General features: G+C 55.4%; 16 protein-coding genes. 2 read left to right on the forward strand and 14 right to left on the reverse strand.

Annotation, left to right across the window (positions count from 1 at the left end; genetic code table 11):
- Window positions 1-234: 234 nt before the first annotated feature.
- The 6 genes from ACXI0A_RS17525 to xerD form a co-directional block, all read right to left on the reverse strand.
- The gene (locus ACXI0A_RS17525) at window positions 235-1,086 is read right to left on the reverse strand and encodes a MurR/RpiR family transcriptional regulator (RefSeq protein ID WP_224933461.1); all 852 of its coding nucleotides are present in this window, start codon (window positions 1,084-1,086) and stop codon (window positions 235-237) included.
- Window positions 1,087-1,273: 187 nt separating this feature from the next.
- Window positions 1,274-2,794 carry a lysine--tRNA ligase gene (lysS, locus tag ACXI0A_RS17530; RefSeq protein WP_224933462.1) on the reverse strand — a complete coding sequence of 507 codons (1,521 nt, stop codon included), beginning with the start codon at window positions 2,792-2,794 and terminating at the stop codon, window positions 1,274-1,276.
- Between the two features lie 9 nt (window positions 2,795-2,803).
- Window positions 2,804-3,902 (reverse strand): peptide chain release factor 2 gene (prfB, locus tag ACXI0A_RS17535; protein ID WP_224933463.1). Its coding sequence is split into 2 segments (ribosomal slippage): window positions 2,804-3,826 and window positions 3,828-3,902, totalling 1,098 coding nucleotides; the frame shifts between segments, so codons are not numbered across the junction.
- Between the two features lie 122 nt (window positions 3,903-4,024).
- A complete protein-coding gene (recJ, locus tag ACXI0A_RS17540; RefSeq protein ID WP_476147475.1) occupies window positions 4,025-5,749 on the reverse strand; it encodes a single-stranded-DNA-specific exonuclease RecJ in 1,725 nt (574 codons plus the stop codon).
- A gap of 9 nt (window positions 5,750-5,758) precedes the next feature.
- Entirely contained in the window at window positions 5,759-6,472 is a 714-nt protein-coding gene (gene dsbC, locus ACXI0A_RS17545) for a bifunctional protein-disulfide isomerase/oxidoreductase DsbC (RefSeq protein WP_224933465.1), read from the reverse strand.
- Between the two features lie 22 nt (window positions 6,473-6,494).
- Complete coding sequence (xerD, locus tag ACXI0A_RS17550; protein ID WP_034823182.1) at window positions 6,495-7,388, reverse strand: site-specific tyrosine recombinase XerD; 894 nt, start codon at window positions 7,386-7,388, stop codon at window positions 6,495-6,497.
- 102 nt (window positions 7,389-7,490) lie between these two features.
- Between xerD and fldB the strand changes: the two genes are divergently transcribed.
- On the forward strand, window positions 7,491-8,009 hold the full coding sequence (fldB, locus tag ACXI0A_RS17555) for a flavodoxin FldB (protein WP_058961908.1): 519 nt from the start codon (window positions 7,491-7,493) through the stop codon (window positions 8,007-8,009).
- Here the strand turns inward: fldB and ACXI0A_RS17560 are convergent.
- Complete coding sequence (locus ACXI0A_RS17560) at window positions 8,006-8,425, reverse strand: protein YgfX (RefSeq protein WP_476147473.1); 420 nt, start codon at window positions 8,423-8,425, stop codon at window positions 8,006-8,008. The two genes, fldB and ACXI0A_RS17560, sit on opposite strands and share 4 nt — an antisense overlap.
- Complete coding sequence (gene sdhE / locus ACXI0A_RS17565) at window positions 8,400-8,666, reverse strand: FAD assembly factor SdhE (protein WP_038645011.1); 267 nt, start codon at window positions 8,664-8,666, stop codon at window positions 8,400-8,402. Before sdhE ends, ACXI0A_RS17560 begins: the two co-directional genes overlap by 26 nt.
- Window positions 8,667-8,884: 218 nt before the next feature.
- Between sdhE and ygfZ the strand changes: the two genes are divergently transcribed.
- The gene (gene ygfZ / locus ACXI0A_RS17570; protein WP_224933467.1) at window positions 8,885-9,868 is read left to right on the forward strand and encodes a tRNA-modifying protein YgfZ; all 984 of its coding nucleotides are present in this window, start codon (window positions 8,885-8,887) and stop codon (window positions 9,866-9,868) included.
- Between the two features lie 82 nt (window positions 9,869-9,950).
- Here the strand turns inward: ygfZ and trhA are convergent, their stop codons facing one another.
- The 6 genes from trhA to ubiI form a co-directional block, all read right to left on the reverse strand.
- Window positions 9,951-10,604, reverse strand: coding sequence for a PAQR family membrane homeostasis protein TrhA (gene trhA, locus ACXI0A_RS17575; protein ID WP_476147471.1), 654 nt, complete (start codon window positions 10,602-10,604; stop codon window positions 9,951-9,953).
- A gap of 177 nt (window positions 10,605-10,781) precedes the next feature.
- A complete protein-coding gene (locus tag ACXI0A_RS17580) occupies window positions 10,782-11,525 on the reverse strand; it encodes an SDR family oxidoreductase (protein ID WP_476147469.1) in 744 nt (247 codons plus the stop codon).
- Window positions 11,526-11,713: 188 nt separating this feature from the next.
- A complete protein-coding gene (gcvP, locus tag ACXI0A_RS17585; protein WP_476147467.1) occupies window positions 11,714-14,587 on the reverse strand; it encodes an aminomethyl-transferring glycine dehydrogenase in 2,874 nt (957 codons plus the stop codon).
- Window positions 14,588-14,686: 99 nt separating this feature from the next.
- Window positions 14,687-15,073 carry a glycine cleavage system protein GcvH gene (gcvH, locus tag ACXI0A_RS17590; RefSeq protein ID WP_034823193.1) on the reverse strand — a complete coding sequence of 129 codons (387 nt, stop codon included), beginning with the start codon at window positions 15,071-15,073 and terminating at the stop codon, window positions 14,687-14,689.
- Window positions 15,074-15,092: 19 nt separating this feature from the next.
- A complete protein-coding gene (gene gcvT / locus ACXI0A_RS17595; RefSeq protein WP_476147464.1) occupies window positions 15,093-16,190 on the reverse strand; it encodes a glycine cleavage system aminomethyltransferase GcvT in 1,098 nt (365 codons plus the stop codon).
- A gap of 533 nt (window positions 16,191-16,723) precedes the next feature.
- Window positions 16,724-17,926, reverse strand: a complete 1,203-nt coding sequence (ubiI, locus tag ACXI0A_RS17600; protein WP_160833073.1) for an FAD-dependent 2-octaprenylphenol hydroxylase — start codon at window positions 17,924-17,926, stop codon at window positions 16,724-16,726.
- Window positions 17,927-17,939 lie beyond the last annotated feature (13 nt).

Here is a 17,939-nt window from a genome sequence, read left to right on the forward strand (position 1 = left end):
TTGGTGAAATGTCTTTTTCTACTGAGCATATTTTGTGCCAGTTTTTTCACCACCCAGCTAACACCTTTGAGGTATAGGGGATATTACTGAATAAAATCAGTGAGAAACATTTGTTTCTTTATTTTAATTTAAAGTTTCTTTGATTTCATCGGCAGGAAATCAGGCGGGGATAGCGGAGGAGTGTGCGCACTGCTATGGGGCAATATCTGGCGCACTGTGCGCCAGAACGGGGCGTTATTCGAGTTCGTCGAGGGACTGGTGCAGCGCTTCAACCTGCGCAAGATGGTCATTGCTGGTTTTGCCCATCTGTCGGGCCACCAGTGAGCAGAGCAGATTGCACACGCCGGAGAGCGCGGCGGTGCTATCGAATATCAAACTACTGTCGGTGTGGCACCGCACCACCCACTGCGCGTGACGCGCCGGTTTGCCGGAGAGCACATCCGCGATATACAGCATCGGTACGTTGCGCTCTGCCAGCGCATTCATTGCCGCTTCCAGCGCAGGCATGCGGCGGCGCAGGCCCACGCAAATCACCACATCCTGTTGATTCAGCGCGGCGAGATGCTCCGCCAGCGAATCGCCGGGACGCGGCAACAGGCGCACGTCAGGATGGATATGCACCAAATCGCGGTAAATCAGCTGTGCAATGGTCTGGCTGTGGCGCCAACCCATCACCACCACCCGGCGTGACTGCGCAATGGCGCTCACCGCCTGCTGCAGCTGTTCACTGTCCAGCGTACGGTAGCTGTTGACCAGATTAGCGATCTCTTTTTCCAGGTGCTGCTGCATGATGCTGGCGAGTGGTGACGCGGTTGGCACGGCCTGCAGATAAAGCGGTGAGCCGCTGCTCTGCATCTCACGCGCCTGGCGGCGAGCGGCCTCATAGCTTTCGTAGCCAAGATGACGGAAAAAACGCGTGGTGGTGGCTTTGGAAACGCCGGCGCTCTGCGCCAGCTCAGTGGCAGTGTTCATCGCCAGCTGACCGGGTGCCGCCAGCAGCACGTCAGCCAGCCGCTGCTCGTGGCTGGAGAGTTGATCCCAGTGCTGTTGAATCCGGCCCTCTAACGTTGCCGCTTTTGCACTCATGGTGATTCCCTGAAAATAAAAAAACTATCCTGCACAGAGCGTGCCGGGTTGTCATCAGGAATTTTGCCAGGCAAACAGAAATGAAAAATGCCGCCGGGTAAAAAGGAGCGCCATAAAAAAAGGCCGCCATAATAGCGACCTCTAAGGCTTACGGCAAAGTGCGCGGATTTATGCGCACCGATTTGCCTTACTTGCTGGTTGGACGCAGTGCCGGGAACAGGATCACATCACGGATGGTGTGGCTGTTGGTGAACAGCATCACCATACGGTCGATACCGATGCCCAGGCCCGCAGTTGGCGGCAGGCCGTGCTCCAGCGCGGTGACATAGTCTTCGTCGTAGAACATCGCTTCGTCATCGCCTGCATCTTTGGCGTTAACCTGCTGCAGGAAACGCTCAGCCTGATCTTCTGCATCGTTCAGCTCGGAGAAGCCGTTACCGATTTCACGGCCGCCGATAAAGAACTCGAAGCGGTCAGTGATTTCCGGGTTCTCGTCGTTACGACGTGCCAGCGGTGACACTTCAGCCGGGTATTCGGTGATGAAGGTTGGCTGAATCAGGTGCGCTTCGGCGGTCTCTTCGAAGATCTCAGTCACTACGCGGCCCAGACCCCAGCTCTTCTCAACTTTGATGTGCAGCGAGTGCGCAATCGCGACTGCTTTATCAAAGTCTTCCAGATCGCTCAGGTCAGTTTCCGGACGGTATTTCTTGATCGCTTCACGCATGGTGAGCTTCTCAAACGGCTTGCCGAAATCGAAGCTGTGGTCACCGTAAGGCACTTCTGTGGTGCCCAACACGTCCTGCGCCAGGGTGCGGAACAGACTTTCGGTGAGTTCGATCAGATCTTTGTAATCCGCATACGCCATATAGAGTTCCATCATGGTGAACTCTGGGTTATGACGTGGCGAAATACCTTCGTTACGGAAGTTACGGTTGATCTCGAACACGCGATCGAAACCGCCCACTACCAAGCGCTTCAGGTACAGCTCTGGTGCAATACGCAGGTACATGTCGATGTCGAGCGCATTGTGATGGGTGATGAACGGACGGGCTGACGCGCCGCCAGGGATCACCTGCATCATTGGGGTTTCCACTTCCATAAAGTCGCGGTTAACCATGAACTGACGGATGCCGGCCATGATTTTAGAACGCACTTTGAAGGTGTGACGGGAATCATCGTTAGAGATCAGATCCAGATAACGCTGACGGTAACGAGTTTCCTGATCGGCCAGGCCGTGGAATTTATCCGGCAGTGGACGCAGCGCTTTGGTCAGCAGACGCAGCTCGGTGATGTGGATCGACAGCTCACCGGTTTTGGTCTTGAACAGCTTACCGCGTGCGCCGAGGATATCGCCCAGATCCCACTTTTTGAACTGCTCGTTGTAGACGCCTTCTGGCAGATCGTCACGTGAAACGTAGATCTGAATCTGGCCGCCAACGTCCTGCAGCGTAGCAAAAGAGGCTTTACCCATGATGCGACGGGTCATCATACGACCGGCTACGCTCACTTCAACGCCGAGCGCTTCCAGCTCTTCGTTCTCTTTGGCGTCATAGCTGGCGTGCAGCAGATCAGACGTGGTATCGCGACGGAAATCGTTAGGAAACGCGATGCCCTTTTCACGCAGCGCGCTGAGTTTTTCGCGACGCGCTTTCAGTTCGTTGTTTAACTCAAGGGCGGCATCAGCGCTCTGCGGTTGTTGTTCAGACATGTCGGTTCCTTATAACCCTGCTTTTAAACTTGCTTCAATGAAGCGGTCGATGTCGCCATCCAGTACCGCTTGCGTGTTGCGCGTCTCTACGCCAGTGCGCAGATCTTTGATACGTGAATCGTCGAGTACGTATGAGCGAATCTGACTGCCCCAGCCGATATCGGATTTGTTATCTTCCGCGGCCTGCTTGTCAGCGTTTTTCTTCTGCATCTCATATTCGTACAGCTTCGCACGCAACTGCTTGAAAGCCTGATCTTTGTTCTTGTGCTGTGAACGGTCGTTCTGGCACTGCACCACAATGTTGGTCGGCAAGTGGGTAATACGCACCGCAGACTCGGTTTTGTTAACGTGCTGACCACCCGCACCCGAGGCACGGTAAACGTCGATACGCAGATCGGCTGGATTGATGTCGATATCGATATTGTCATCCACTTCCGGGTAGATAAACACCGAACTGAATGAGGTATGACGACGGCCGCCGGAGTCAAATGGACTCTTACGCACCAGGCGATGGACGCCGGTTTCGGTACGCAGCCAGCCAAACGCGTAGTCACCGATGATTTTAATGGTGGCGGATTTAGTCCCAGCCACTTCACCGTCTGACTCTTCGATAATTTCGGTTTTATAACCTTTGGCTTCCGCCCAGCGCAGGTACATGCGCAGCAGCATGCTGGCCCAGTCTTGCGCTTCAGTACCGCCAGAACCAGCCTGAATATCCATGTAGCAGTCGGCGCTGTCATACTCGCCTGAGAACATGCGACGGAATTCGAGTTCGCCCAGCTTCACTTCGAGCACATCCAGTTCAGCAACGGCTTCGTTGAAAGTCTCTTCGTCGTCGGCTTCAACGGCCAGATCCAGCAAGCCCTGCACATCTTCCAGGCCTTGAGTCATCAGGTCTAAGGTTTCCACCACGGCTTCGAGGGAAGCGCGTTCTTTACCCAGCGCCTGCGCGCGTTCAGGTTCGTTCCAGACGTCAGGCTGTTCCAGCTCGGCGTTTACTTCTTCGAGGCGTTCTTTCTTGGCATCATAGTCAAAGATACCCCCTAAGAACGTCGCTGCGCTCGGTGAGGTCTTGAATACGATTTTTGACCGGATTAATTTCAAACATGGCTTTTCAGTCTTTTTTGACGATTCGGTGAAAGGGGATAAAAAGTAACGCGCTAGTTTACCCGAAACTGCGCGTACTTTGTAGCATTGCAGGTGTGCGAGATAGCGCAACAGATTGCGCGGTTATACCGGCCAGATATGGTCAATGATCAGCTGAACCGAGCGGTTGCCACGGTATTCGTTGATATCGAGTTTGTAGGCCAGTTTTACCTGACGCACGCTGGTATCAGGCCACAAGGTGGTGTCGACGTTAAACGCGATGCCATCCAGCAGCGGACCGCCGCCCAGTGGCTCAATCATCACCTTGAGATGACGTTCGCCTACCAACTTCTGTTGCAGCAGTTTGAAGTGACCGTCGAACACCGGTTCCGGGAACGCCTGGCCCCAGGGACCCGCTTCACGCAGCATTTCAGCGGTGTGCAGCGTGAACTCCTGTGCATGCAGTTCGCCATCGGACCAGATGACACCCTGCAAGGCTTCGCCATCCAGCCATTCGTCGATCAGCGCGGCAAAACGCTCGCGGAACAGATCGTATTTCTCCGTTTCCAGCGACAAGCCCGCCGCCATCGCGTGACCACCGAACTTGATCATCATTCCGGGATAAAGCGTGTCGAGACGCTCCAGTGCATCGCGCAGGTGCAAGCCAGCGATCGAACGACCTGAACCTTTGAGCGTGCCATCGCCAGCTGGCGCGAAGGCGATCACCGGACGATGGAAACGCTCTTTCAGCCGTGAGGCCAGAATGCCGACTACGCCCTGATGCCACTCGGGATGGTAGAACGCCAGACCCAGCGGCAAATCGGTGTGCTGACGCTCCAGCTCATCGCACAGCGCCAGCGCTTCACTCTTCATGCCCTGCTCAATCTCTTTGCGCGTTTGATTCAGCGCATCAAGCTCGTTGGCGAGCATGCGCGCCTGCGCAATGTCTTCGGTGAGCAACAGTGCCACGCCGACCGACATATCATCCAGTCGACCCGCCGCGTTGAGGCGAGGCCCAACGGCAAAACCGAGATCGCTGGCCGCCAGCTGGCGTGCATCGCGGTTGGCGATCTCCAGCAGCGCGCGAATCCCGGCTCGACATTTTCCGGCACGGATGCGGCTTAAGCCCTGCCACACCAGAATGCGGTTATTGGCATCCAGCGGCACGACGTCAGCGACAGTGCCCAGCGCCACCAAATCCAGCCACTCCGCCAGGTTGGGTTCCGTTCTGCCCTCGATAAACCAGTTTTGCTGACGCAGATGCGCACGCAGCGCCAGCATCAGATAAAACGCCACGCCCACGCCCGCTAACGAACGCGAAGGGAAGGCGCTGTCATTGAGATTAGGGTTAACGATCGCTTCCGCGTCTGGCAACGTTTCGCCAGGCAGGTGGTGATCGGTGACCAGCACCGGAATACCGTGCTGATGAGCAGTCTCCACGCCTGCATGGGAAGAGATGCCGTTATCCACGGTGAGAATCATCTCTGCACCGCGCGCGTGCGCCTGCTCAACCACTTCAGGGCTCAGGCCGTAGCCATCCTCAAAACGGTTGGGCACCAGATAATCGACGTTGCCGCCCATGCTGCGCAGCGCTAAGACCGTCAATGCGGTGCTGGTCGCGCCATCGGCATCGAAATCACCCACCACCACAATACGGCGGCCCGCTTCCAGCATCTGGTGCAACAAGGCTACCGCTTGATCGATGCCACCCAGCGTTTGCCACGGCAGCAGGTTTTTGGCACCACGCTCAAGTTCGGCGGCCTCTTTTACACCGCGTTGCAGGTAAAGGCGGCGCAGTAGCGGCGGTAAAGTATCAGGTAAGCTGGCGTCGGCCTGGATTTCGCGCCGACGCAGTTCGACAGAATGCATCACTGTGGATTAACCGCCCCGCTTCTGGCCATCAAGAACCTGTTTCAGCTCCTGCGGCCCCTGATAGCCAGGGATCATGGCGCCAGTATCGGTAAGAATGGCTGGCGTGCCCTGAATGCCGTACAGGATGCCCAGCTGATAGTGCTTATCCAGATTGATTTTGCAGGTTTCAGGTGCATCCATCTGCGGCGCATCGCCTTTCATCGCCGCATCAAAGGCTTTGTTGCGATCGGCGCTACACCAGATGGCGCGCATGGCTTTTTCCACCTGGCCGTGCAGACCTTCACGCGGGAAAGCGAGGTAACGCACGGTGATGCCCAGCGCGTTGTAGTCGGCCATCTGCTCATGCAGTTTACGGCAGTAGCCACAGGTGATGTCGGTAAACACGGTAATCACATGCTGCTCTTTCGGCGCTTTATAGACGATCATTTCCGGCGCCAGCGCAGTGATTTTTTTGTCCAGCAGCTGATTGGTGACGTTCACCGGTTGTGCCCCGCTGACATCGTACAACGGGCCCTGAATCATGTGTTTACCATCTTCAGAGACGTACAGCACGCCGCTTTCGGTCAACACGGTTTTCATGCCCGGCAGCGGTGAAGGCTGAATCTCTGTCTGCTGCAAACCGAGTTTTTTCAGTGCTTGCTGAATGTCGCTGTCATCGGCGTGAGCCAGACCGGCAAAGGCGCTGACCAGTAATGCCAGCATCGTTAACTGTTTTTTCATCTCAATTCCTTGTTGCCGCGGTTCACGCACGCGGATGATGCTGTTGATGTAACTGACGCAGGCGCTCAGTGGCCACGTGCGTATAAATTTGGGTGGTGGAGAGGTCGCTGTGTCCCAGCAACATCTGTACGACGCGCAAATCCGCACCGTGGTTCAGTAAATGTGTGGCAAATGCGTGACGAAGCACGTGTGGTGATAGCTTTTCGCTGTCGATACCGGCAAGGGTGGCATAGTGTTTGATGCGATGCCAGAAAGTCTGACGCGTCATTTGTTGCGCGCGGTTACTGGGGAACATCACATCCAGCGTTTGCCCATTCAACAACCACGGCCGACCGTGCGCCATATAGTGCTCCAGCCAGTAAATCGCTTCTTCACCTAATGGCACAAGTCGCTCTTTGTTACCTTTACCAATCACGCGCACCACGCCCTGGCGCAAACTGATGTCGCTAAGGGTTAAGCCTACCAGCTCCGAAACACGTAAACCGGTGGCATACAGCAGTTCCAGCATCGCCTTGTCACGTAGCTCAAGCGGCACATCAATACTCGGAGCCTGCAGCAGACGCTCTACCTGGTTTTCACTGAGGTCTTTTGGCAATCGCTGCGGCAGTTTAGGTGCGGAGAGCAGTGCGCTGGGGTCATCACTGCGCAGCTTTTCGCGATAGAGATATTGAAACAGGCGACGCATCGCGCTGAGCGTGCGCGCAGAACTGGTGGCCTTGTAGCCGCCTTCGACGCGTTCGGCGAGAAATTGCTGCAGATCGAGCGCTTCCAGCGTCAGCAGCGTACGTTCGTGGTGGTGTAACCAGCCGGTGAGCGTTTGCAAATCCTGGCGGTAGGACGCAAGGGTATTTTGCGCCAGGTTACGCTCAATCCAGAGCGCATCCAGAAATTGTTCAATCAGATCGCTATCCTGCACGGTTCCCCCCAAACACGTGTGAAATCGTGCTCATTATGCCTGAAAGTCACCTGCTTCTGGTACAATTGCGCCAAAGTGAGTTTCAGTCAGAGCATTAATTGCATGAATATCGGTCTGTTTTACGGTTCAAGTACCTGTTACACCGAGATGACGGCGGAGAAGATTCGCGATTTTATCGGTGAAGAATTAGTCACGCTGCACAACCTCAAAGATGAGGATCCCTCGCTGATGGAGCAGTACGATTTGCTGATCCTCGGCATTCCCACCTGGGATTTCGGTGAGTTGCAGGAAGACTGGGAAGCGGTGTGGCAGCAACTGCCCGCGCTGAATTTGCAGGGAAAAATCGTCGCGCTGTACGGCATGGGCGATCAGGCCGAATATTCAGAATGGTTCTTAGATGCACTCGGCATGCTGCATGAACTGCTGCAGCCGATGGGCGTGCAGTTTGTCGGTTACTGGCCGCTGGAAGGCTATGAGTTTGCCAGCAAAAAGCCACTTACGGCTGACGGCACACAGTTTGTTGGCCTGGCTCTTGATGATGTGAATCAGTTTGAACTGAGTGAAGATCGTGTCGAACAGTGGTGCGAACAGATTTTGACGGAAACGGCTGCACTGCTCTAGCGCGACACATCCCCATTTCGCAGAAAACAGCAGGCGCGTAGCGTACGCCACGCATAGGGCGGCAGGTTATCCATCATCAACCACAGCCGCCAGCGCTTGCCCTGCTGGTTTTGCAACGTCAACAGTACGCCGAAGGGCAACCAGTCTGCCTGCCGCGCTAATTGCCAGCGCGTTCCACCCCAGTGCCAGTCACCCTGCTCATCCAGCATTAAGCGGCCTGTGCGCTGCCTGAGACGACGCTCATTGCGCCCGCACTCCAGCAGCATCAGAACCAACAGTGGGATTTTGCCCCACGTCCAGCCATCGGGCCACTCAAGGCTCAGCAGCCAAACCGAAACCAGCAAAAACAGCGTCACATTGAGCGCCCGGGCGCTGCGTGACGGCTGCACATCACATTGGAACTGGACCGCGTTCACGGTTGCGCTGCTGAATCAGTTGCACCATGCGTTTGAACTCTGGATCGGCGGGTTCACCGTGGTTCATCAACCAGTTGAACAGGTCAGGATCGTCACTCTTGAGCAGGGCAATAAACACCTGCTTATCGGTGTCAGTGAGCGAGTCATATTCGTATTTGAAGAACGGCATGATGGAGACATCCAGCTCCAGCATGCCGCGACGGCACGCCCACTGAACGCGAGCTTTATCATGAATTTCCATGTGTCTTTTTTCCATGGCTGAAAACAGTGGCGCTCAGTGTACCTGCTTTTTTCACTGCCTGCAGGCGCAGCGCTAAATGCTGAGTGATATGACGTACAGCAGCGCTACCTATTACAGGGTTATCACGCGATTTGTGCGCCAGAATCGGTAAAGAGGTTGCAATGCGGCACTGCTCTTTTAACATTGGAAGCAATATTAAAATTAATCAGGATGCACACATGCCGATTTTCACCCTTCCGCCACGCCAGCCTGCCGCATCGTCACGCCTGCCATTAACCCTGGTCTCTCTCGACGAGTGGGCGCTGGTGTCTGTGCAGGGCAAAGACAGCACGTCATATTTGCAGGGTCAGGTCACTTTGGATGTTGCGGCGATGGGTGAGACCCAACACCGTCCGGCCGCCCATTGCGACGCCAAAGGTAAGATGTGGAGCAACCTGCGTCTGTTCCACCGCGGCGAAGGTTACGCCTATATTGTGCGCCGCAACCTGCGTGAACAGCAGCTTAACGAACTGAAGAAATACGCGGTGTTCGCTAAAGTCACCATCGCACCCGATGATGATGCAGTGCTGCTTGGCGTGGCCGGTTTCCAGGCGCGCGCGGCACTGGCCGATGTGTTTGCCACCTTGCCGGATGCAGAAACGCCGGTGGTTCAGCAAGATGAAAGCACGTTGTTGTGGTTTGAACATCCTGCCGAACGCTTCCTGCTGGTCACCACGCTGGCGCAGGCTGAAGCTTTGAAAGAGAAGTTAGCCGGTGCAGCGCAGCTCAATGACAGCATCCAATGGCTGGCATTGGATATTGAAGCTGGCATTCCTGTTATTGAAACGACCACCAGCGCGCAGTTGATTCCGCAGGCAACCAACTTACAGGCGCTTGACGCCATCAGCTTCAAGAAAGGCTGTTATACCGGTCAGGAGATGGTGGCGCGTGCCAAATTCCGTGGTGCCAACAAGCGTGCGCTTTACTGGCTAGCGGGCAACGCCAGCAAAGTCCCGGAAGCGGGCGGCTCGATGGAGCTGCAGATGGGTGATAAGTGGCGTCGTACCGGCACCGTATTGAGCGGCGTGCAGCTGGATGACGGCAGCGTGTGGGTGCAGGTAGTGATGAATAACGATCTGGAGCCGGACAGCGTGCTGCGCGTAGAAGGCGATGAAGGTGGGAAGCTGACGATTCAGCCACTGCCGTATTCACTGGTCGATTGATTTGTATTTCGGGTGCGCATAAATGCGCACCCGACACCCCCCCGCCCGTAGGGTCGCCATTCATGGCGACCTGACAACATGCTTAGGCAACATAAAAGTAGATCGCACAGAAGTGTAAAACGCTGCCGCCCAGCACAAAGCCATGCCAGATAGCGTGGTTATAAGGGATCCGGCGCGAGACATAGAAAATCACACCCAGCGAATAGACAATCCCACCGGCAGCTAACAGCCAGATGCCGCCCGCAGACAGCCTGGTCGCCAACTGATAAATCACCACCAGCGATAGCCAGCCCATACTGAGATAGGTCACCAATGACAGCACTTTAAAGCGGTGGGCAATCGTCAGTTTAAAAATGATCCCAAGCAGTGCCAGACTCCAGATCACCACCATCAACCCTTGTGCCAGTGGCGATTTCAAGCCAACCATGAGGAACGGCGTGTAGGTGCCCGCTATCAAAAGATAGATAGCGCAGTGGTCAAATTTCTTTAGCCAGGGCTTGGCCTTCTGATGCGGAATGGCGTGATACAGCGTTGAAGCGAGGAACAGCAGTATCATACTGCCGCCATACAGGCTGTAACTGGTGATTGCGGTGACATCGGCACGCATTTCAACCGCTTGTGTTAACAGCAATACCAAACCAACAATGCCAAAAATGCAGCCAATTCCGTGGCTAATGCTGTTGGCGATCTCTTCGGCTAGCGAGTAGCCCTGAGCGATAATTCGATTCTGTGCCATGCGCTTCATTCCTGGATAACGGTGTAAGAACTGTGTTTTTTATGAACATCAGAGTAACCGGGAAAAATTTCAGAGTACACATGTACGCTAAAATAATATTGTGACAGGAGTGTGACCAATGGCTGATAGCAGCGCTCTGGGTAACGCTGCATCAGTTTCAATGATTAAATCAGAGGATTAGCGGCCACCTGCGGCATCGATAAAGGTGCCGGTGACGTAAGAAGCAGCATCGCTTGCCAGCCAGATGATCGCGGCGGCGATCTCTTCAGCCTGACCGCCGCGCTGCATCGGCAGTGAGCTGGCCACGCGATCGACTCTGCCTGGTTCACCGCCATCGGCGTGCATTTCGGTATAAATTAAGCCCGGCCGCACGCTATTGACGCGAATGCCTTGCGCCGCCACTTCCAGTGACAAGCCTTTGGTTAACGTATCCATCGCCCCTTTTGACGCCGCGTAATCAACATACTCGCCCGGCGCACCGAGACGTGCAGCCGCTGAAGAAACATTGATAATCGAACCGCCCTGCCCGCCGTGATCGGTGCTCATGCGCTTCACCGCTTCACGACAGCAGATAAACGTACCGGTAACATTGGTGGCGAACACCCGCTGAATACGTTCCGCATCGAGATCTTCCACCCGGCACTGCGTGAACAAAATCCCAGCATTATTGACCAGTACACGCAGGCTGCCTGCATGCTGATCAAGCTGTTGGAACATGCGCACGACCTGAGCTTCATCGGCGATATCCGCCTGCACGGCAAAGGCGCTGCCGCCCTGTGCTTCGATCTCAGTCACAACCTGCTGAGCTTCAGTGGCGCGCTTACGATAGTTAACCGCAACACAATAACCCGCCTGCGCCAGCATCAAGGCTGTTGCGCGTCCAATGCCACGGCTGGCGCCGGTGATTAATGCCAGATCCATGTTGCCTCCAAAATAGAAAAAGGGCCGATTTCTCGGCCCTCAGCATAGGTGTCAAAAAGTGTTTAGCCAAAATAATTTGAGTCGCACAAGGCAGCTGGCCCCCACCCTTCCCGCAAGCTCACAGAAGTCTGTGCCCTGGGTGAATGAGTGCCGCCAATACAGCGGCGGCCCTGAGCATAGCGGCTCAATTATTGGTATTCGCTCATTGGAACACAGGAGCAGAAAACGTTGCGGTCACCAAACACATCATCCAGACGTTTCACGGTTGGCCAGTATTTGTTGGCGCTGCCTGCCGGGAACACCGCCAGTTCGCGGGTGTACGGATGCGCCCACTCGCCAACGATCTCCATCTGGGTATGCGGTGAATTCACCAGCGGGTTATCGTCGGCTGGCCATTCGCCGTCGGCCACGCGGTCGATCTCCATGCGGATAGACAACATCGCATCGATAAAGCGATCCAGCTCGATTTTGCTTTCTGATTCAGTCGGCTCAACCATCAGCGTTCCGGCCACCGGGAACGACATGGTCGGCGCATGGAATCCGTAATCGATCAGACGCTTGGCAATATCCAGCTCGCTGATACCGGTCTGCTCTTTCAGCGGACGGATATCAAGGATACATTCGTGCGCCACGCGGCCATCGCGACCGGCATACAGGATTGGATAAGCGGATTGCAGACGGCTGGCAATGTAGTTGGCATTCAGAATCGCGACCGAACTCGCTTGTTTCAGACCTTCCGCGCCCATCATGCGGATGTACATCCAGCTGATTGGCAGAATCGAGGCACTACCGAATGGTGCGGCGGATACCGCGCCTTGCTGCGTCAGCACACCATCGATTTGCACCACGCTGTGACCCGGTACAAACGGAGCCAGATGCGCTTTCACACCGATTGGGCCCATGCCTGGACCGCCACCGCCGTGTGGAATGCAGAAGGTTTTATGCAGGTTAAGGTGCGAGACATCTGCGCCGATGTAACCAGGCGTGGTGATCCCCACCTGGGCGTTCATGTTGGCACCGTCCAAATAAACCTGGCCGCCGTACTGATGGACGATCTGGCACACTTCACGGATGGTTTCTTCGTACACGCCGTGAGTTGAAGGATAGGTCACCATGATGCAAGACAGCTCATCGCCAACCTGAGCGGCTTTCTCACGCAGATCGCCGAGGTCGATGTTGCCTTGTTTATCACAGGCCACCACCACCACTGCCATGCCCGCCATCTGTGCGGAAGCCGGGTTGGTACCGTGTGCAGAGCTTGGGATCAGGCAGACATTACGTCCACCTTCGTTGCGGCTCTCGTGATAACGACGAATCGCCAGCAGGCCAGCATATTCACCCTGTGCGCCAGAGTTTGGCTGCATGCAGAGCGCATCATAACCGGTCAGCTGTACCAGCCACTGTGACAGCTGGCCAATCATCTGCAGATAACCTGAAGCCTGTTCTGCCGGGCAGAATGGATGCAGTTCCGCAAACTCTGGCCAGGTGATCGGGATCATTTCGGCTGCGGCGTTGAGTTTCATGGTGCACGAACCGAGTGGGATCATCGCCTGGTTTAGCGCCAGATCCTTTTTCTCCAGGCTGTGCATGTAACGCATCATCTCGGTTTCGCTGTGATGGCGGTTGAACACCGGATGGGTCAGGAATTCGCTTTCACGCGACATGCCTGCCGGAATAGCGCTGTTTTCAGCAGAGACGCTGGCATCCAGGGCATCAATCTCCTGACCGTGCGCATCACCCAGCAGAATGGCAAACAGCGTCTGCACATCTTCGCGTGAGGTGGTTTCATCCAGCGTGATACCCACGCCGTTAAGCACATCACTGCGCAGGTTGACGCCAAAGCTCAGCGCGCGATTCAGCACTTCGGCTTTATCAGCGACTTCAACCGTTAAGGTATCGAACCAGCTGTTGTGGCGCAGCTTCAGGCCACCGTTTTTCAGGCCAGCGGCCAGAATGCTGGTCAGACGATAAATGCGTGAGGCAATACGCTTCAGGCCCACAGGACCATGATAAACCGCATACAGGCCGGCGATGTTCGCCAGCAGCACCTGTGAAGTACAGATGTTGGAGTTAGCTTTCTCACGACGGATATGCTGCTCACGCGTTTGCATGGCCATGCGCAGTGCGGTGTTGCCTGCAGCATCGCGCGAGACGCCAATGATACGGCCCGGCATTGAACGTTTGTGCTCATCACGGCTGGCGAAGAACGCAGCGTGTGGACCACCGTAACCCATTGGCACACCGAAGCGCTGTGCAGAACCGAAGACAATGTCTGCGCCCTGTTTACCTGGTGCTTCTAACTGCACCAGCGCCATGAAATCAGCGGCCACGCTCACCACCACTTTGCGGCTTTTCAGCTCGACAATCAGTGAACGGTAATCGTGCACTTCACCGCTGGTACCCACTTGCTGCAGCAGCACGCCAAACAGATCGTCGTGATCCAGCGCTTTGCTGGCGCTGTCGATGATCAGTTCAAAACCAAAGGTTTCAGCACGGGTGCGCACCACATCCAGCGTTTGCGGATGGATATCATCGGCGATAAAGAATTTACCGGCAGTTTTCAGTTTGCTGACGCGCTTCGCCATCGCCATGGCTTCGGCTGCTGCGGTGGCTTCATCGAGCAGTGAAGCGGAGGCGATATCCAGACCGGTTAAGTCCAGCGTCAGGGTCTGGAAGTTCAACAGCGCTTCTAAGCGGCCCTGCGACACTTCTGGCTGATACGGGGTGTACGCCGTGTACCAGCCTGGGTTTTCCAGCATGTTACGCAGGATAACCGGTGGGGTGATCACGGCACTGTAGCCCATGCCGATCCAGGATTTGTAGATATGGTTCTGACTGGCAATGGCTTTCAGCTCTGCCAGCGCTTGCTGTTCGGTCGCGGCATCACCGACCGCAGGCGGGCCTGGCAATTGGATGTCAGCAGGCACGATGGCGCTGATCAGTGATTCCAGAGAGCTGGCACCAATCGCTTCCAGCATGGTGGCCTGCTGCGCGGGTGTAGGACCGATATGGCGCTCAATGAAAGCACCGTTATGTTCAAGCTGGCTGAGAGTCTGGGTCATTTGCAGTAAATCCTGAATCGGGCTGGGTTACAAAAATGGCATTAAATCAGGCAGATAAAAAAGAAGGCGCTGCAGTGCAGCACCTTCGATGACTACCGGTTACTCGTCGATAGCGCCTTTATAGGCATCGGCGTCAAGCATCGAATCAAGTTCTGAAACGTCGCTGGCTTTGATACGGAACAACCAGCCTGCCGCGTACGGTTCGCTGTTAACCAGCTCCGGTGCGTCGGCCAGCTCTTCGTTCACGGCAACGATTTCACCGCTCAGCGGCGCATAGATATCTGAGGCGGCTTTCACGGACTCCGCGACGGCACAGTCATCACCGGCAGCAAAAGTAGCGCCCACATCAGGCAGATCCACAAACACCATATCGCCCAGCAGTTCCTGCGCGTGTTCGGTGATTCCCACGGTGAAGGTGCCATCGGCTTCTTTACGTACCCACTCGTGACTATCCCGGTATTTCAATTCATTAGGCACATTGCTCATCGCCATTTCTCCTGAAAAATTACTGAGCGACCGGCTTGCCGGCGCGAACAAAAATCGGTTTGGTGACTTTTACCGGCATTTCACGATTGCGGATCTCTACAATCGCTTGCTCACCAATGCCCGCTGGCACACGTGCCAGCGCGATGCTGTAACCCAGCGTCGGGGAGAAAGAACCACTGGTAATGATACCCTGCTGTGGCTGACCTTGTTCGTCGGTGAAACGTACCGATAACCCGTTACGCAACACCCCTTTTTCGGTCATGATCAAACCCACCAGCTTCTCGGTGCCTTTTTCACGTTGCGCTTCTAACGCCTCGCGGCCGATGAAATCGCGATCGGCAGGTTCCCAGCTCACAGTCCAACCCATGTTGGCCGCCAGCGGTGAAACGCCTTCATCCATTTCCTGACCGTAGAGATTCATCCCTGCTTCCAGACGCAGCGTGTCACGTGCGCCGAGGCCAGCAGGTTTGACGCCTGCCGCTAACAATTTCTGCCAGAAATCGGCCGCTTCACTGTTCGGCATCGCAATTTCGTAGCCGGCTTCACCGGTGTAGCCAGTGGTGGCGATAAACAGGTTTTCGCTTTGCACACCAAAAAACGGTTTCATGCCCGCAACGGCTTCACGTTGTGCAGCAGTGAACAGCGTCTGCGCTTTTTGCTGCGCTTCCGGGCCTTGTACCGCAATCAATGCCAGATCGTCGCGTTCAGTAATTTCAACGCCAAACGGCTGTGCGTGCTGTTTGATCCACGCCAAATCCTTTTCACGCGTTGCGGAGTTCACCACTAAGCGGAAAAAGTCTTCGGTCATAAAGTAAACAATCAAATCATCAATGACGCCAGCCGAAGCATTCAGCATGCCGGTGTAGAGGGCTTTACCGGGCTGCGTCAGTTTGGCGACATCGTTGGCCAGCAGATAACGCAGGAATTCACGGGTGCGGGCACCGCGCAGATCGACGATGGTCATGTGGGAAACATCAAACATACCGGCATCGTTACGCACCACGTGGTGCTCATCCATTTGCGAGCCGTAATGCAGGGGCATCATCCAGCCATGGAAGTCCACCATGCGCGCACCGCATGCCTGATGCTGTTCGAATAGAGGCGTTTGCTGAGTCATAACCATCCTGTGAAAACAAGTGAGTGTGACGCGCCTGCGTCGCCTGTGCAGGCTGACGCAAACGTTCTCTTTGTGCTGAAGTTACCACCGAATGCGGCGATTAACCATAAGGAAAACGAGGGCGAAACAGTACCATCCCCTTAGCACACCTCAAACCCATGCCAGCACAAATCACTGCATTTTTGTGATTAACCACGCATAAAATACAATTAAGAACCACAAACACAGCCAGATAATGGAATGCGCACCTCAGTACGAATAAATGGTTCGGCGAGCCGCCAATATCATCATTAGTTAAAATAATGCGAATCAATGGGTAAAATTAGAATAAATCAAACGAGGCGCAATTTGGGTGCAGAGGCGCACCAGAGCAGTGCATAGGGGTTAAAAGCAGTTTAAGTACGGTTTTTTTAACTGACCCGCTGTGTCCCAGCAATCACGACATGAGCAATACCAGGATGGATTTCAGGTATGACGGGGCAGTGAATCAAGCAAAAAAAACGGCGCCTGAATCGGCGCCTTATGAGCGGGATTTAACGAATCCAGCTGGGCATATCATTGAGCCCCATGGCCTGCTTCAGCATCATCGGTTTGACACCCGGCAATGTGTCGGCCAGTTTCAATCCCACATCGCGCAGCAGCTTTTTCGCTGGGTGAGTACCGGCGAATAACTCGCGAAATCCCTGCATCCCCGCCAGCATCATCGCTGCGCTGTGTTTGCGGCTGCGCTCATAACGGCGCAGATACAGGTGCTGCCCGATATCTTTGCCTTCCTGATGCAGACGGCGGATCTCACCGATCAGTTCAGCGGCATCCATAAAGCCAAGGTTTACGCCCTGCCCGGCCAGCGGGTGAATGGTGTGCGCGGCGTCGCCCACTAGTGCCAGGCGGTGCGCGGCAAAGTTACGGGCATAGCGCGCCATCAACGGGAAGGTTTTGCGCTCGCTTTCCACATGGCACAAGCCAAGGCGCATATCGAAGGCAACCGACAGATGCTGGTTGAACAGCGCTTCAGGCATAGACTGCACGCGGGCCGCTTCCTGCGGCGACAGCGACCAGACGATGGAACACAGGTGCGGGTCCTGCATCGGCAGGAACGCCAGAATACCGTCGCCATGGAACACCTGACGCGCAATCGCATCGTGCGGCATATCGGTGCGAATATTCGCGACCAGCGCGTGATGATCGTAATCCCAGAAGGTAATCGGGATATCGGCTTTATCACGCAGCCAGGAGTTTGCGCCATCAGCGGCAATCAGCAGGCGCGCACTCATCATGCTGCCGTCCTGTAACGTGACAAAGGCTTCATTGTCGCCAAAGGCCACCTGCTGTAACTGCGCAGGCGCGAATAAGGTGATGTCGCTGCACTGGCTGGCGCGCTGCCACAGTGCGCTGTGAATCACCTCATTTTCAATAATATGGCCGAGATGGGATAAGCCTTGCTGCTCATCATCAAAGCTGATGGAACCAAAGCTGTCCTGATCCCACACTTCCATGCCGTGATAGGCGCTGGCACGCAACGCCAGGATGCTGGACCAGACGTCCAGTTTTTGCAGCAGGCGTTCGCTGGCAGCGTTGATCGCCGAGACGCGAATTGACGCGGCGCTCGCCGGATCAAATTGTGGCTCAGGTGCTTTTTCCAGCACGGCAACGCGCAGGCCGCTGCCCTGCAATCCGCAGGCGACGGCCAGACCTACCATGCCGCCACCGGCGATGGCCACATCAAATGTTTGCATTGCTGCCCCTTAA

The sequence above is a fragment of the Pantoea sp. C1E2 genome (assembly GCF_056491465.1).

Coding starts and splice junctions, on each gene's coding strand:
- ACXI0A_RS17525 (WP_224933461.1), bottom strand. CDS start 1,086: ATGAGTGCAAAAGCGGCAACGTTAGAGGGCCGGATTCAACAGCACTGG.
- lysS (WP_224933462.1), bottom strand. CDS start 2,794: ATGTCTGAACAACAACCGCAGAGCGCTGATGCCGCCCTTGAGTTAAAC.
- recJ (WP_476147475.1), bottom strand. CDS start 5,749: ATGCATTCTGTCGAACTGCGTCGGCGCGAAATCCAGGCCGACGCCAGC.
- dsbC (WP_224933465.1), bottom strand. CDS start 6,472: ATGAAAAAACAGTTAACGATGCTGGCATTACTGGTCAGCGCCTTTGCC.
- fldB (WP_058961908.1), top strand. CDS start 7,491: ATGAATATCGGTCTGTTTTACGGTTCAAGTACCTGTTACACCGAGATG.
- sdhE (WP_038645011.1), bottom strand. CDS start 8,666: ATGGAAATTCATGATAAAGCTCGCGTTCAGTGGGCGTGCCGTCGCGGC.
- ygfZ (WP_224933467.1), top strand. CDS start 8,885: ATGCCGATTTTCACCCTTCCGCCACGCCAGCCTGCCGCATCGTCACGC.
- trhA (WP_476147471.1), bottom strand. CDS start 10,604: ATGGCACAGAATCGAATTATCGCTCAGGGCTACTCGCTAGCCGAAGAG.
- ACXI0A_RS17580 (WP_476147469.1), bottom strand. CDS start 11,525: ATGGATCTGGCATTAATCACCGGCGCCAGCCGTGGCATTGGACGCGCA.
- gcvP (WP_476147467.1), bottom strand. CDS start 14,587: ATGACCCAGACTCTCAGCCAGCTTGAACATAACGGTGCTTTCATTGAG.
- gcvH (WP_034823193.1), bottom strand. CDS start 15,073: ATGAGCAATGTGCCTAATGAATTGAAATACCGGGATAGTCACGAGTGG.
- gcvT (WP_476147464.1), bottom strand. CDS start 16,190: ATGACTCAGCAAACGCCTCTATTCGAACAGCATCAGGCATGCGGTGCG.
- ubiI (WP_160833073.1), bottom strand. CDS start 17,926: ATGCAAACATTTGATGTGGCCATCGCCGGTGGCGGCATGGTAGGTCTG.